Source organism: Cupriavidus sp. 207A1, assembly GCF_057798955.1.
Genome location: NZ_JBYOJO010000016.1, coordinates 148724 through 162131 on the forward strand (window position 1 = coordinate 148724; position 13408 = coordinate 162131).

15 protein-coding genes are annotated in these 13408 nt (G+C 66.6%); 4 read left to right on the plus strand and 11 right to left on the minus strand.

The window, feature by feature from the left end; genetic code table 11:
- The first annotated feature begins 223 nt into the window (after window positions 1–223).
- Window positions 224–718 carry an Lrp/AsnC family transcriptional regulator gene (locus AC3FMM_RS25730; RefSeq protein WP_010813460.1) on the plus strand — a complete coding sequence of 165 codons (495 nt, stop codon included), beginning with the start codon at window positions 224–226 and terminating at the stop codon, window positions 716–718.
- 88 nt (window positions 719–806) lie between these two features.
- Here AC3FMM_RS25730 and AC3FMM_RS25735 read toward each other — a convergent pair whose 3' ends face one another.
- Window positions 807–1496 carry a GNAT family N-acetyltransferase gene (locus tag AC3FMM_RS25735; protein ID WP_488687657.1) on the minus strand — a complete coding sequence of 230 codons (690 nt, stop codon included), beginning with the start codon at window positions 1494–1496 and terminating at the stop codon, window positions 807–809.
- Window positions 1497–1825: 329 nt separating this feature from the next.
- Here AC3FMM_RS25735 and kefF point away from each other — a divergent pair, with 329 nt between their 5' ends.
- Window positions 1826–2380, plus strand: coding sequence for a glutathione-regulated potassium-efflux system oxidoreductase KefF (kefF, locus tag AC3FMM_RS25740; RefSeq protein WP_116311854.1), 555 nt, complete (start codon window positions 1826–1828; stop codon window positions 2378–2380).
- Complete coding sequence (kefC, locus tag AC3FMM_RS25745) at window positions 2377–4191, plus strand: glutathione-regulated potassium-efflux system protein KefC (RefSeq protein ID WP_115711173.1); 1815 nt, start codon at window positions 2377–2379, stop codon at window positions 4189–4191. Before kefF ends, kefC begins: the two co-directional genes overlap by 4 nt.
- Before the next feature lie 27 nt (window positions 4192–4218).
- Here the strand turns inward: kefC and AC3FMM_RS25750 are convergent, their stop codons facing one another.
- From AC3FMM_RS25750 to paaA, 7 genes are all read right to left on the minus strand, one after another.
- Window positions 4219–4836, minus strand: coding sequence for a TetR/AcrR family transcriptional regulator (locus tag AC3FMM_RS25750; protein ID WP_018006092.1), 618 nt, complete (start codon window positions 4834–4836; stop codon window positions 4219–4221).
- Between the two features lie 10 nt (window positions 4837–4846).
- Window positions 4847–5641, minus strand: a complete 795-nt coding sequence (locus tag AC3FMM_RS25755) for a DUF1835 domain-containing protein (protein ID WP_115678834.1) — start codon at window positions 5639–5641, stop codon at window positions 4847–4849.
- A 195-nt stretch (window positions 5642–5836) separates the two neighbouring features.
- A complete protein-coding gene (gene paaE / locus AC3FMM_RS25760; RefSeq protein ID WP_326348065.1) occupies window positions 5837–6934 on the minus strand; it encodes a 1,2-phenylacetyl-CoA epoxidase subunit PaaE in 1098 nt (365 codons plus the stop codon).
- Between the two features lie 24 nt (window positions 6935–6958).
- Complete coding sequence (gene paaD / locus AC3FMM_RS25765; RefSeq protein ID WP_473703611.1) at window positions 6959–7528, minus strand: 1,2-phenylacetyl-CoA epoxidase subunit PaaD; 570 nt, start codon at window positions 7526–7528, stop codon at window positions 6959–6961.
- A gap of 43 nt (window positions 7529–7571) precedes the next feature.
- A complete protein-coding gene (gene paaC, locus AC3FMM_RS25770; RefSeq protein ID WP_326348067.1) occupies window positions 7572–8423 on the minus strand; it encodes a 1,2-phenylacetyl-CoA epoxidase subunit PaaC in 852 nt (283 codons plus the stop codon).
- A 10-nt stretch (window positions 8424–8433) separates the two neighbouring features.
- On the minus strand, window positions 8434–8721 hold the full coding sequence (gene paaB / locus AC3FMM_RS25775; protein ID WP_012354162.1) for a 1,2-phenylacetyl-CoA epoxidase subunit PaaB: 288 nt from the start codon (window positions 8719–8721) through the stop codon (window positions 8434–8436).
- Between the two features lie 26 nt (window positions 8722–8747).
- Entirely contained in the window at window positions 8748–9767 is a 1020-nt protein-coding gene (paaA, locus tag AC3FMM_RS25780; protein ID WP_115678830.1) for a 1,2-phenylacetyl-CoA epoxidase subunit PaaA, read from the minus strand.
- Between the two features lie 207 nt (window positions 9768–9974).
- Here paaA and AC3FMM_RS25785 point away from each other — a divergent pair, with 207 nt between their 5' ends.
- Entirely contained in the window at window positions 9975–10445 is a 471-nt protein-coding gene (locus AC3FMM_RS25785) for a universal stress protein (RefSeq protein ID WP_326348070.1), read from the plus strand.
- 14 nt (window positions 10446–10459) lie between these two features.
- Here the strand turns inward: AC3FMM_RS25785 and AC3FMM_RS25790 are convergent, their stop codons facing one another.
- The 3 genes from AC3FMM_RS25790 to AC3FMM_RS25800 all read right to left on the minus strand — a co-directional run bounded on the left by AC3FMM_RS25790 (window position 10460) and on the right by AC3FMM_RS25800 (window position 12812).
- Window positions 10460–10738, minus strand: coding sequence for a DUF1488 family protein (locus AC3FMM_RS25790; protein ID WP_078198172.1), 279 nt, complete (start codon window positions 10736–10738; stop codon window positions 10460–10462).
- 363 nt (window positions 10739–11101) lie between these two features.
- Window positions 11102–12346, minus strand: coding sequence for a nucleoside recognition domain-containing protein (locus AC3FMM_RS25795; protein ID WP_488687658.1), 1245 nt, complete (start codon window positions 12344–12346; stop codon window positions 11102–11104).
- A 79-nt stretch (window positions 12347–12425) separates the two neighbouring features.
- Complete coding sequence (locus tag AC3FMM_RS25800; RefSeq protein WP_488687660.1) at window positions 12426–12812, minus strand: DUF488 domain-containing protein; 387 nt, start codon at window positions 12810–12812, stop codon at window positions 12426–12428.
- Window positions 12813–13408: the final 596 nt, after the last annotated feature.

Consider the following 13408-nt stretch of genomic DNA (forward strand, 5'->3'; position numbering starts at 1 on the left):
TCGCCCGTTCTCCGGTCAGCCGCGTCCGCGACACCCGGGCAGCGCCGCCAGACTGGGATTTGCCCGGCCCGAACGGCTGAAGCGCGAGTGACCGATAAGGCCGCCCACCCACTAAATCGGGCGCGGATCGGATGTAATTTCACAAAAAATTGCGTACTTGTGCACGGCTTGCTAAATTTGCGCAAAAAAATTGCCAATAAACATATTGCGGAGCAACAATATCGTGAGCAAGGTGGAGTTGGACAAGATCGACCGGAAGATCCTGGAAGTGCTGCAGACCAACGGCCGGTTGACCAACCTGGAGGTGGCCGAGCGCGTGAACCTGTCGCCCAGCCCCTGCCTGCGCCGCATCCGGCGGCTGGAAGAGATCGGCGTGATCCGGCAGTACGCGGCACTGCTTGAGCCCAACAAGATCGGACTCGGCCTGCTGGCCTATATCAATGTGCGGCTGGAAAAGCATGGCGGCGCGCCCAAGGGCAAGGCTCCGCTGGACCTGTTCCGCGCCTCGATCGCCGTTTGGCCGGAAGTGGCGGCGTGCCATGCCATGACCGGCGAGATGGACTTGCTGCTCAAGGTCTATGTCGAGGACATGGAGCACTTTGCGCGCTTCATGCAGGAACAGCTGCTGGCGCATCCATCGGTGATCGACGTGCGCTCGAGCTTTGCGCTGGAAAGCATCAAGGACACCACGGCGCTGCCGGTGGGCGGCGCGGCCTGAGCGGCGCGGCCCGGGCCGGCAACGCAAAACGGCGCATCGTTGCGATGCGCCGTTTTTGTCGATGCCGTGCGGACCGGGTTGCGGCCGCTCAGGCGGTATGCTTCTGCGGCACCATGGTGCGCCAGAAGCGCAGGCCGAAGCGGCGGGCGTCGCGCAGGTTGCGGCGCACCGCGTAGTCCAGGTCGGCGAGCTGCTCGTCCAGTGCCTCGCTCAGGCGGCTGGCGGTATCCGCCGGCGGCAGTTCGAGGTAGGCGTCAGCTTCGCCGTAGGCGTACTGGACCTTCATGCCGGCCTTCTTGGCGATATGCATCATCGCGGCGTTGCGCGACAGGCAGTGCATGTAGAGCGTGCGCACATTGGTATTGCGGCCATGGATGGCGGCACGCTCGAACAGCGCGCTGCCGATGCCGCGGCCGCGGGCGCTGCCCGACACCGACACGCCGAACTCCGCCACGCGACCCTGGGCGTTGTCGCGCAGGTTGGCGAAGTGGCCCACGCCGATCAGCTCGAGCTTGTCGTCGTAGACGCCGAACACGCTGTCGTGGTCGAAGTCGATGCTGTCGACATAGGCCTCGATCACGTGGTCACCCACCGACTGGCCGAAACGGAGCAGGCGATCCTCCTCGCCCAGGGCGAGGAAATGCTTCAGCAGGCGCGAGCGGTGGTGGGCCGACAGCTCGCGCACCAGGACGGTGGCGCGGTGGGCGGCTTCGGCTGCCTTGCGTAGATCTTCGTCGGTCAGTGCGCCGACGGCCTTGCTCAGTTCGAGCGGGTTCACGATGATTCCTTCCGGTGCTGTCAGATAAAAAATAGGCACTGCGGTGGTGTTTTTCCAGGCACTTTTCCCCGAAACCGTGCGAGACTCGGGGAAACACCAACTTGATGCAGCACGAAAAGTATTGTAGTGGAATTGTCAGTTTGACGTAAGCATCCTGCGCCGCAGCAGAAACCTTTGCGGCCCCGTTGCGAAATAAATTTTAGTAAAAACAACGACTTAAAAAAATGTGATGAATTGTTGCGCGCCGTCAGGTGTGGATATGGTGCAACGCGGCAATTCACCGGCACCCTGCCGAACTCCGATCACCCAGACAGCCCTGACGTCTTTCAATGAAAGAGCCCCCAATCGTTGTGATCTACGCGCACCCGACGCCCAGCCGCTCGCGCGTGAACCGGCCGCTGGCCGACGCGCTGGACGCGCTGCCGCAGGTCCAGGTACGCGACCTCTACCGCAGCTATGTCGACTACGACGTCGATGTCGTCGCCGAGCAGCGCGTGCTGTCGGTGTCGGACACGATCGTGCTGCAGTTCCCGGTGCGCTGGTACAGCGTGCCGGCCCTGCTCAAGCTTTGGCTGGATGAAGTGCTCGAACCGGGCTGGGCCTATGGCCCGGGCGGCACCGCGCTGCGCGGCAAGTCGCTGCTGGCGGTGGTCAGCACCGGCGGCACGGCAGACGCGTACGGGCCGGAGGGCACGCATGGCCACCCGATCGCCGAATTCCTGCTGCCGCTGGAGCAGACCGCCCTGCTGTGCGGCATGACCTGGCTGCCGCCGGTGGTGCTGCACGACGCCAACAATGCCGACGCCCAGGCGCTGGCCGACCATATCGCCCACGTTTGCGGGCGGCTGGGGACGCATCCGGCGCCGGCGGAGGTGCAGGCATGAACCAGCATGATTTCCTGATTGCGCTGCTGGTGTTCCTGGTTGCGGCGGTGGTGGCGGTGCCGCTGGCGCGGCGCGGCGGACTGGGCGCGGTGCTGGGCTACCTGCTGGCCGGGGCGGCGATCGGGCCGTTCGCGCTGCGCCTGGTGACCGATGTCGAATCGATCCTGCACTTCTCCGAGTTTGGCGTGGTGCTGATGATGTTCGTGATCGGGCTGGAACTGGAGCCGCGCAAGCTGTGGGCGCTGCGGCGTAGCATTTTCGGCTACGGTGGCGCGCAGCTTGCCGCCTGCGCGCTGGTGATCGGGGTGGCCGCGGCGCTGGCCGGCGCGCCCTGGCAGGTGGCGCTGGTGGCGGGGCTGGGGCTGGCGCTGTCGTCCACCGCGATCGCGCTGGCGACGCTGACCGAGCGCAACCTGTTCGGCACGCCGGCCGGCGCCGCCAGCTTTGGCATCCTGCTGTTCCAGGACATCGCCGCGATCCCGATGATCGCGCTGCTGCCGCTGCTGGCCACGCAGGGCGCCGAAGGGACCGGCACCGGCGCGGCCGGCTGGCTCGCGGCGGGCAAGGCGGTGGCGGTCATCGGCGCGGTGGTGGCCGGCGGCCGCTACCTGGTGCGCCCGGCGCTGCGCTTCATCGCCCGCACCGACATGCGCGAGATGTTCACCGCCTTTGCGCTGCTGCTGGTGGTGGGCATCGCGCTGATGATGGACGCGGTCGGCCTGTCGATGGCGCTGGGCACTTTCCTGGCCGGCGTGCTGCTGGCCGATTCGGAATACCGCCACGCCCTCGAGGCGGACCTGGAGCCGTTCAAGGGCCTGCTGCTGGGGCTGTTCTTCATGGCGGTCGGCATGTCGATCGACTTTGCCGTGCTGGCGCGCTCCCCCTGGCTGGTGCTGGGCCTGGTGGCGGCCTTCGTGGTGGCCAAGACCGCGGTGCTGGCGCTGCTGGCGCGGTATTTTGCGATTGCCCGCGGCCAGCGCCTGCTGTTCGCGCTGCTGATCTCGCAGGGCGGGGAGTTCGCCTTCGTGGTGTTCGGCGTCGCCGGCGGCGCCGGGCTGCTGCCGCGCGAGACCGAGGCCTTGCTGGTGCTGGTGGTGGCGCTGTCGATGGTGGCCACGCCGTTGCTGCTGCTGGCCTATGACCGGCTGGTGGCGCCCCGCATCGGCGCCGGCAAGGCGCGGCCGGACGAAGTCATCACGCCGCAGCACAACCCGGTGCTGATCGCCGGCTTCGGGCGCTTCGGCCAGATCATCGGGCGGCTGCTGTACACCCAGGGCGTGGGCGTGACGGTGCTGGACCACGATCCGGACCAGATCGAATTTTTGCGCCAGTACGGCTTCAAGGTCTTCTATGGCGACGCCACCCGGCTGGACCTGCTGGAGGCCGCCGGCATTGCCGACGCGCGCATCCTGGTGGTGGCCATCGACAGCATGGACGACAGCCTGGCGCTGATCGACCGCGTGCGCGAGCGCTTCCCCGATCTGCAGATCTATGCCCGCGCGCGCCACGTCTCGCATGTCTACCAGCTCAAGGACCGCGGCGTGCAGCTGTTCGAGCGCGAGATGTTCGAGGGCTCGCTGATGCTGGGCCGGCGCGTGCTGGAAGGGCTGGGCTTCGACCCCGGCGAGGCGCGCAACGTGGCGCTGCGGTTCCGGCGCCACAACATCGAGGCGATCGACCGCTTCTACCCGCACTACACCGACCAGAAGAAGCTGGTCTCGCTGGCGCGCCAGGCGCGCGACGAGCTGGAAGAGATGTTCCGCCAGGACCGCGAGCAGCGGCGCCAGCGTGAAGAGGCCGAGTGGATGTAGGCGCGGGCGTGGCCCGGCGTGGCCGGCCTAGCGGCCGGCGGCAGCGCGGCCGGGCAGGCCGCCTTCGAGCAGGTCGACCACCATCTCGGCAAAGTCAGCGTACGAGAGCCGGCCGCCCGGCTTGAGCCAGGTGAAGGTCCAGTTGATCATGCCGAAGATGGTCATGGTCAGCGCGGTCTGGTTTTCGCGCGTGACGCGCTCCGGGTAGGCGCGGCGCAGCAGGCGCGAGAACGCCGCGACCACGTCGCGCTCGCGGCCCAGGATCAGGTCGCGCTGGGTCTCGGCCAGGAACTTGACGTCGTTGATCAGCGCGATATGGCGCGTCTGCGAAGTCTCGTATTCGGCCAGGAACGCGCGGATCAGGTTGCCGAAGGCGTCCTTGTCGGTGCGCGCATGGCGCTCGGCGTCGGCTTCGACCTCGGTGACGAGCAGCATCAGCCGGCGCGTGTAGCGGTCCAGCAGGTCGAACAGGATCGCTTCCTTGCTCTCGTAGTAGTGGTACAGCCGCGCTTTTGAGGTGCCGCAGGCGGCGGCCAGGTCGGCCATCGAGGTGCTGGGGTAGCTGCTGTTGGCAAAGGCGGCGGCGGCCAGGTCCAGGATCTGTTCGCGCTGCGCCTCGAAATCGGGTGCCTTGGTACGGGCCATATATTCTTGTTTATTCGCCCCCGCCGCCGGCATGGCGGCGCAGCTCACAGGTGTCGAGCGAGTCGGCGTTGCCGCGCAGCACCAGCTGCCCCATGGCGATGAGTTCGCGGCAGCGCCAGAACACGAACCAGTCGCTGGCCAGCAGGCCCTCGATCGCGCCCATCACGCTGCCCACCACCTGCGCCGCGGGGGTCCATTCGGCCGGGGCGCGCTCCATGATGATGTCGTCAATGGTGCGGTAGGCCGCCGGCACCAGGGTGTTGCCCTTCCACAGCCGCACGTCGGCGTTTTCCTTGACGTTCTGCTGCCATTCGTAACCCAGGCGCCCCAGCCGCAGCACCGAGACCGGCGCGATGGTGGAGAAGCGCCGCGCCAGCCGCGCCGGCGAGTACATGCCGATGGCAGCCAGGTTGCCCTGCGCGGGCATTTCCAGTTCGCGCAGGTCCATCGCGACCTCGTTGATCCGCTGCGGCGCCTGGTACAGGTGGAACACCACCCGGCGCAGCATCAGCTGGTCCGCCGCGCTCTGGCCGTGCCAGATCGCCACTTCCATGTCGTCCTGCCGCAGCGCCAGCAACTGGTCCAGCGCCTGGCGCATCTCGGCGGCGAAGTCGATGTCGGTGTGCGGGGCGACGCGCTGCCAGAATCCGGAGCGGATCATCCCGGTGCTGTCGATGTCCGCCAGCGGCCCGACGGCGAGATCGTCGCGCAGCACCACGACAGGATCCGGCCGCGCCGCCTGGGCCAGCGCCTGGCGCAGGGTCGTGCCTGCTACATCACCGTTGACGACGTGGATATATTGCATGGCCGTGATTGTATATGGGTGGGGCGGTTCGCTGGCGCCGCCGCGGCGGCGGCGCGACAGCTGCCCGCACCGCGCGCCTGATCACCCGCCTGCAAGCATCGCGCCAGCAGGGCGCCGCCTGCCGCCATTGTAGTCACGGCCCGTGCTGGCCAATGTCGGCGATTGTCTGACGACGCACGCGACGGCGCGCCGGGATCAGCGTTCGTCGTAGCTGACCACCACCCGCGGCGTCAGCGCGCGTGCCTGGCAGGTAAGCACGAAGCCCTTGTCCATCTCCCAGGGCTCGAGCGTGTAGTTCTTTTCCATCTCGACCTTGCCTTCCAGCACCTTGGCCCGGCAGGTGCAACAGACACCGCCCTTGCAGGCGTAGGGCAGGTCCAGCCCGGCGGCCAGCGCGGTGTCGAGCACGTTGCCGTCCTCCAGCGGCAGGCGCATGCTGTGCTGCTTGCCATCGAGCACCACCACCAGCTCCGCCGTGCCGGCATGGTCAGCGTGCGCGTCATGGGCGGCGGCCGGCTTGCGCCGGGTCGGTGCCAGCGGCACCCCGAAGCGCTCGGCGTGGATGCGATGCGGGTCCAGGCCCGCATCGCGCAGCGCCGCTTCCACCTCGTCGATCATCGAGGCCGGCCCGCACACGAAGGCCGCGTCGATATCGTCGACCGGGATCAGCGTCTGCAGGAAGGCCGTCACCCGGGCGTGGTCGAGCCGGCCATGCAGCAGGTCTACTTCCTGCGGCTGGCGCGACAGCACGTGATAGAGCGTGAAGCGCGCCAGGTACTGGTTCTTCAGGTCCTCCAGCGCTTCGGAAAAGATGATGCTGTCGACATTGCGGTTGCCATAAACCAGCGTAAAGCGGCTGTGTGGCTCGGCCTGCAGCGTGGTGCGGACCAGCGACAGCACCGGGGTGATGCCGCTGCCGGCGGCAAAGGCGACATAGTGGCGCGCGGCATCGGCATCCAGCGGCACGTGGAAGCGCCCGTCGGGCGTCATCACATCGATCACCTGCCCGGGGGCGATGGAATCGTGCAGATGGCTGGAAAACAGCCCGTCCTCCACCAGCTTGACCGCGACCCGCAATTCGCCATGCACGTCATAGTCCTGCACCGCCGAGCAGATCGAGTAGGAGCGCCGCAGGTCCTTGCCGTCGACCGGTGCCTTCAGCGTCAGGAACTGGCCTTGCGTAAACCGGTAGGCATCGCGCAACGCGTCCGGGACCTCGAACGCGATCGAGATGGTGTCGGCGGTCTCGGGGCGCACCTGCGCCACGCGCAGCGGGTGGAACTGTGGAGTCATGGCAGCCTGGCTCGGCCCGGGGGCTCAGTAGGGTTTGAAATAGTCGAACGGCTCGCGGCAGTCCAGGCACCGGTACAGCGCTTTGCAGGCGGTCGAGGCAAAGCGCGAGATCTCCTGCGTATGGACGCTGCCGCAGCGTGGACAGGGCACGGCATCGGGCGCGCCGGCACGCGCGGCGCGCGGCACGAAGCGCAGCGGCTGCGTCCCGGCCGGGGTGCCACACTGTCCCGGCGGCGCGATGCCAAACGCGCGCAGCCGCTCGCGCGCGGCCGGCGTGATCCAGTCCGTGGTCCAGGCCGGCGCCAGCACGGTGCGGATGCGCCAGGGCGCCAGCCCGGCGCGGTCCAGCGCGTGGCCGATGTCCTCGCCGATCTGCGACATCGCCGGGCAGCCGGAATAGGTGGGCGTGATGACGATTTCCAGCACGCCGTCCGGCGCCGCTGCCACCTCGCGCAGGATGCCCAGTTCGCGGATCGACACCACCGGGATCTCCGGGTCCGGCACCGCCTCGAGCGCCGCCCACGCGCGCGCGAGGCGCGCGTCGGTGGCCCCTGCGTTGTCCACGTGATGGGATGGAAGGGCGGTGATGTTCATGTGGAACGGGCCTTTGCGATGAAGCGTGCGCTCACCAGTGTGCTCACCATTGCGCGCCCGGATGGGCCCGCGCCAGCCCCTGCATCTCGCCCAGCAGGTAGCTCATGTGTTCCGAATGCACGCCATGCTTGCCGGCCGAGACAAAGCCGGTGGCTGGCGGCAATGCGAGCGTGGCCGCCTGCAGCGTCTCGGCGACGGTGGCGTCCCAGGCCGGGCGCAGCGTGGCGGTGACCACGCCGATGCCCTGCGCGGCGGCGTCGCTTTCGACCGCGTCCTCCGCAAAGCACTCGTTCATATACGGCAGCAGGTGTTCCAGCGCGCGCTGCATGCGCGCGTGCGAGGCCTCGGTGCCGTCGCCCAGCCGCACCATCCAGCCGGCGGCGTGGTGCAGGTGATAGCGCGCCTCCTTGATCGCCTTGGCGGCGATTGCGGCCAGCTGTTCGTCCCGGCTGGCGTGCAAGGCCTGCCAGAGTTCGACCATCAGCGCGCTGTAAAGGAAGTTGCGCACGATGGTGACGGCGTAGTCGCGTTCGGCGGCGGCGTTGCCCGCCAGCGGGCCGCGATGCGGCAGTTCCATCAGCGTCCAGTTGCGGAACTCGCGCTCCGCGCGCCAGTAGGCGTAGTCATCTTCATGGCGGGGCAGGCCGGTTAGCTCGCCCTCGAGTTCGCCGGCGCGGCCATACAGCAGTCGCGCCTGGCCGATCAGGTCGAGGCTGATATTGGCCAGCGCGATGTCTTCTTCCAGCACCGGCCCATGGCCGCACCATTCGGCATTGCGCTGGCCGAGGATCAGGGCGTTGTCGGCCAGGCGCAGCACGTAGCGCAGCGCGGCGGTGCGGGCCGGTGGCAGGTGGTCGATCGAAGCGGGCACGGCGGGCTGTGGTGACGCGGTCATCGTGCGGGCCTTACATGTGGTTGACTTCGTCGGGCAGCTGGTAGAACGTCGGATGCCGGTAGATCTTGTCGGCCATCGGGTCGAACAGCTCCGGCTTTTCCTCGGGCACGCTGGCGGTGATCGCCGCGGAGGGCACCACCCAGATCGACACGCCTTCCTGGCGCCGCGTATAGACGTCGCGCGCCATGTGCAGCGCCTGCTGCGCGTCGGCCGCGTGCAGGCTGCCGCAATGCTTGTGTTCCAGGCCTTGCTTGCTGCGCACGAACACTTCCCACAGCGGCCATTCCTTGCGTTGCATCGTGGTCTCCTCGGCGATGTCAGGGGTCAGGCGGCGGCGCGACCGGCGCCGGATTCGCGTTCGGCCAGCTTGGCGGCGTGCGCCAGCGCGGCTTCGCGCACCCAGGCGCCGTCCTCGTGCGCCTTCACGCGGGTGGCCAAACGTTCCTTGTTGCACGGGCCGTCGCCATTGATGACACGCCAGAATTCATCCCAGTCCAGCGGGCTGTAGTCGTAGTGGCCGCGTTCGGCATTCCATTGCAGGCCGGGGTCGGGCAGGGTCACGCCCAGCACGCGCGCCTGCTCGACGGTGGCGTCGACAAACTTCTGGCGCAGGTCGTCGTTGGAGATGCGCTTGATGCCCCAGGCCATGGTCTGGGCGCTGTTGGTCGAGGCCGCATCGGGCGGGCCGAACATCATCAGCACCGGGAACCACCAGCGGTTGACCGCGTCCTGCACCATCTCGCGCTGCGCGTCGGTGCCGCGCATCATGGCCAGCAGCGCGTCGAAGCCCTGACGCTGGTGGAACGACTCTTCCTTGCAGATGCGGATCATGGCGCGCGCATACGGCCCGTAGGAGCAGCGGCACAACGGGATCTGGTTCATGATCGCGGCGCCATCGACCAGCCAGCCGATCACGCCCACGTCGGCCCAGGTCAGCGTCGGGTAATTGAAGATCGACGAATACTTGGCCTTGCCGCTGTGCAGCGCATCGACCAGGTCGTCGCGCGACGCATCCAGGGTCTCGGCCGCCGAATACAGGTAGAGCCCGTGGCCGCCTTCATCCTGGACCTTGGCCAGCAGGATCGCCTTGCGCTTGAGCGACGGCGCCCGGCTGATCCAGTTGCCCTCCGGCAGCATGCCGACGATCTCGGAGTGCGCGTGCTGCGAGATCTGCCGCACCAGGGTCTTGCGGTAGGCCTGCGGCATCCAGTCCTGCGGCTCGATCTTGCCGTCGGCGGCCATGCAGGCATCGAATGCTGCCTGGCGGGCGGCTTCATCGGGGGGCGCGCTGGCCTGTGCTGCATCGGCGTGCTGGCCGGGCAGGTCAAGACTCTGCGTGTACATAGCATCTCCTCTGGCGGGGGGGCGCCCCGCCAAATCGGTCCGGCGTGGCTGGCCCTATTATATATAAGCCGACCGGTCGGTCAATTAAAGCGGGTGTGCCCGCCGGTGGGTTTGTGTCGGCGCATGACGCCGGCTTCGCCCGATGTGTACTATCCAGGACAAGCGGCCCCCGCGCCGCATCTCTCTTCCATCGACGGAGGTACGCTCATGACAAGCGCGGCATACAGCAAGATCGTGGTGGCGGTGGACGGCAGCAGCACGTCAGACCTGGCGGTTGACGAAGCCATTCGCGTGGCATCGCCAGGCGGCGCCACCGTGCTGGCGCTTTATGTGGTCGATACCGGCACGCCGATGTTCGACGCCGGCTACTACGACCCAAGCCAGTTGCAGAAGGCGTTCGAGGAAAGCGGGCAGCGCGCCCTGCAGGACGCAGCACGGCGCCTGGCTGGTGCCGGCGTCACGCACGAAACCCAACTCGTGACCGCGGCTGCGGTGCCTGGGGACATTGGTGCTTCCATCAATGAGGCCGCATGCCAATGGGGAGCAGACCTGTTGGTAATCGGCACGCATGGCCGTCGCGGCGTGCGCCGGCTGGTGCTGGGCAGCGTGGCCGAAGCGGTGATCCGCCAGTCCACCGTGCCGGTGCTGCTGGTGCGCGGCGAAGCGAAAGCCGATTGAAGCGCCCCTGAAGCTCAGCCCGCAAAGCGGAAGTGGCCGCTGCGCAGCACGATTTCGCGCGCCTCGGTGAGCTCGAACAGGCTTTCGGCCAGGCGTTCGATGCGCTGGCGGTTACTGGTGAAGGCCGCCACCAGATCTTCCTCGCGCGGCGAGCGCGCGCCGAAATGGGCTTCGAGGGCCTCGGCGGTGACGGAATACAAGGTGGGACTGCCGTTGACCGTCGCGGGGCAGGACAGCGTCAGGCTGGCTGCACAGTAGGTGGGGAGGCTGCGAGGGAACGTGATGTCTGGCATGGCGTGCCTCGGGCTGGCGGCGGACGTATCCAATCAATATAGGCCAAGTCGGCATTCCGTAAAGCCCCGCGCCAAGATGCCCGTCCATACGATGTTTCCCTCGTCGCCGATGTTCCGCTGACCTGCCATGGCTTGGCCTTTGGGCCCCCGTTGTTGCGATGCGGAAATCCATCGCGGCAGTGGCTGCATACGGACGAAAAAAAACCCACGCAGGTTGTGCGTGGGTTGGAATCCACCGAGGTGGTGGAGGAGACAGACTTCACTATACATGCTTTGTTGCGACGCACCAAGTCCAATGTGTCAATGTACGATGATGCGCACAATATTGTTGTAAGGCGGCAACAAACCGACACCCCAGGGTGGTCAGCGGAATAGATATGCGGCGCCAACGGCACAAACAATGCCAGCCGCGTCCGCAACCAGCGCGCATCCAAGCGCGTGGCGCGTGTTGCGCACATTGATGCTTCCGAAATAGACCGCCAGTACATAGAAGGTCGTTTCTGTCGAACCCTGGATAATCGCCGCCAGGCGTCCCTGGAAGGAATCGACGCCATAAGTGGTCATCACGTCCACCATCAACCCGCGCGCCCCGGCACCGGACAGGATCTTCATCAGCCCGACCGGCAGCGCCGGGACAAAGTCGGTGTTGACGCCCAGCATCGCGAAACCGTGCATGAGCCAGCGCATCAGCACGTCCATGCAACCGGCAGCGCGGAACAGCCCAATGGCGATCAGGATCGCAACCAGATAGGGCATGATCTGCACCGCGACGCCGAAGCCTTCCTTGGCGCCGTCGATAAACGCCTCATACACATTGACCCGGCGCAGCGCGCCGCAAATCAGGAAGAGAGTGATCAAGGACAGGATGAAGCCGGCTCCAGCCAGCGCCGTCACGGTGCCAACCTGCTCGGGCGGCGCATGCTGCAACCACGCGAACATTGCCCCCAGCAACGCGATCACCATTCCGAACATCACCAGCACCGCGGGCCGCAGCAGGTTGATCCGCTGGACCCACGCCACCGCGAGCAATCCGGCCAGGCAGGCGCCGCCTGTGGCCAGCAGCGTCGGCAAGAAGATGTCGGCGGCGTTGAAGCCGACCAGGCCCTGCTTGACTGCGATAGCCTGGCGGATGGCGATGACCGAAGTCGGGATCAGCGTCAGCCCGGCAGAGTTCAGCACGATGAACATGATCTGGGCGTCGGTGGCGACGTCCGGGCGCCGGTTCAGCGTCTGCAGCTCGCGCATGGCGTTCAGACCCAGCGGCGTGGCGGCGTTGTCGAGCCCGAGCAGGTTGGCCGACACGTTCATCATCATCGCGCCCTGTGCCGGGTGGCCCTGGGGCACCCCGGGAAAGAAGTGCCGCAGCAGCGGGTTCACCAGCCGGGCAAACGCGTCGACGACGCCGGCGCGCTCGCCAATACGCATGATGCCCAGCCATAGGCTCATTACCCCGGCCAGTCCGAGCGCGATCTCGAAGGCGGTGCGGGCGCTGTCGAATAGGCTGCCGAGCATCGCCGGAAAGACGGCGAGGTCACCCTGCGCCACACGGACGCAGGCGGCGGCGAAGGAAATCAGAAAGAAGCCGAGCCAGACTACGTTCAGCGCCATCGGAAAATTGGGAAGCGGGAAAAAAGAGAGCGGAAAAGCGTGAAAACAAAGCCGGGAAGATCCCGGCACGTCGCGCAACTCAGTCGATCACGGCCCCGCGCTCCGCGAGCAACTCGCGCAGGACGGAGCGGTGGCAACGCGCTTCGTCCTCGCAATAGCAGCCCACCGAGAAATTGGTCTGGTGCGACAGCGCCGCCAGCAGGTCCAGCGTGCGGCTGGCGTCCGGCTCGGCCATTTCCTTGCGGAAATGCCGCACGAAGGCGCGCCATTGCTTGTCGTCGGTCGCATGCAGCGCCTGGGCGACGAGTTCTGGTGACGGAGAAAGGGCCGGATACCAGACATCATAGTAATCGCGGCTCGCAAACTTCGATTTGGGCACGCCCCGCGGCGGCCGGCGTACAGTACCGACGCGCAGTCCTTCGTCAGCCGCGCGCGGTGTACCCAATCTTACGATTCTGATGGTCATGAGGATCCCGGTTTGGCTCTGGCCGCCATGCAGAGCCGCGGCGGCGGTGTGCCTGCTTCGCTCCAGCCCCAGATCATGAATCATGGTGCTGCGGCTGACAAACTGTGCTCATTGTCGTGCGCATTGGGCAGGTCTTTCCGGCGTCATCGAATTATTTCGTGGGACCGCTTGCCAACCTCGCTGCGCTCGCTTACTATTCGCCCCCTCGCAACACGACGCGGCACCTGCAAGGCAGGCGCAGCAAGGGATGCGGGGTCGATCGGGAGGTTGGCGCGGCGAAGTTTGCAGCGCTGACGGCAGCAAAAAAGATTGCGGCAAACGGTTGACGAAACGAAGAAAGCTCTGCATAATCTCGTTTCTCTGCTGCTGACAACGCAGCGCGCTGAACGGCAAAGCCGGGTGGCGAAGTTCTTTAACAAACAAACAACCGATAAGTGTGGGCGCTGGGTAGCGGACGCCGCTGTCTACAGACAGTGATGCTTCAAGTTATACAGTGCTCGCACAGCAAAACGTGACTGGATCTTCGGATCTGGTCAGTCAGTTTTCTGAGAGTGAGCGACCGCTCGAAAGAGCGAGGACCTTCGGGTCCACACAGA

Coding starts and splice junctions, on each gene's coding strand:
- AC3FMM_RS25755 (WP_115678834.1), bottom strand. CDS start 5,641: ATGCAATATATCCACGTCGTCAACGGTGATGTAGCAGGCACGACCCTG.
- paaA (WP_115678830.1), bottom strand. CDS start 9,767: ATGTACACGCAGAGTCTTGACCTGCCCGGCCAGCACGCCGATGCAGCA.
- paaD (WP_473703611.1), bottom strand. CDS start 7,528: ATGAACATCACCGCCCTTCCATCCCATCACGTGGACAACGCAGGGGCC.
- AC3FMM_RS25785 (WP_326348070.1), top strand. CDS start 9,975: ATGACAAGCGCGGCATACAGCAAGATCGTGGTGGCGGTGGACGGCAGC.
- paaE (WP_326348065.1), bottom strand. CDS start 6,934: ATGACTCCACAGTTCCACCCGCTGCGCGTGGCGCAGGTGCGCCCCGAG.
- AC3FMM_RS25795 (WP_488687658.1), bottom strand. CDS start 12,346: ATGGCGCTGAACGTAGTCTGGCTCGGCTTCTTTCTGATTTCCTTCGCC.
- paaB (WP_012354162.1), bottom strand. CDS start 8,721: ATGCAACGCAAGGAATGGCCGCTGTGGGAAGTGTTCGTGCGCAGCAAG.
- AC3FMM_RS25750 (WP_018006092.1), bottom strand. CDS start 4,836: ATGGCCCGTACCAAGGCACCCGATTTCGAGGCGCAGCGCGAACAGATC.
- AC3FMM_RS25800 (WP_488687660.1), bottom strand. CDS start 12,812: ATGACCATCAGAATCGTAAGATTGGGTACACCGCGCGCGGCTGACGAA.
- kefC (WP_115711173.1), top strand. CDS start 2,377: ATGAACCAGCATGATTTCCTGATTGCGCTGCTGGTGTTCCTGGTTGCG.
- paaC (WP_326348067.1), bottom strand. CDS start 8,423: ATGACCGCGTCACCACAGCCCGCCGTGCCCGCTTCGATCGACCACCTG.
- kefF (WP_116311854.1), top strand. CDS start 1,826: ATGAAAGAGCCCCCAATCGTTGTGATCTACGCGCACCCGACGCCCAGC.
- AC3FMM_RS25790 (WP_078198172.1), bottom strand. CDS start 10,738: ATGCCAGACATCACGTTCCCTCGCAGCCTCCCCACCTACTGTGCAGCC.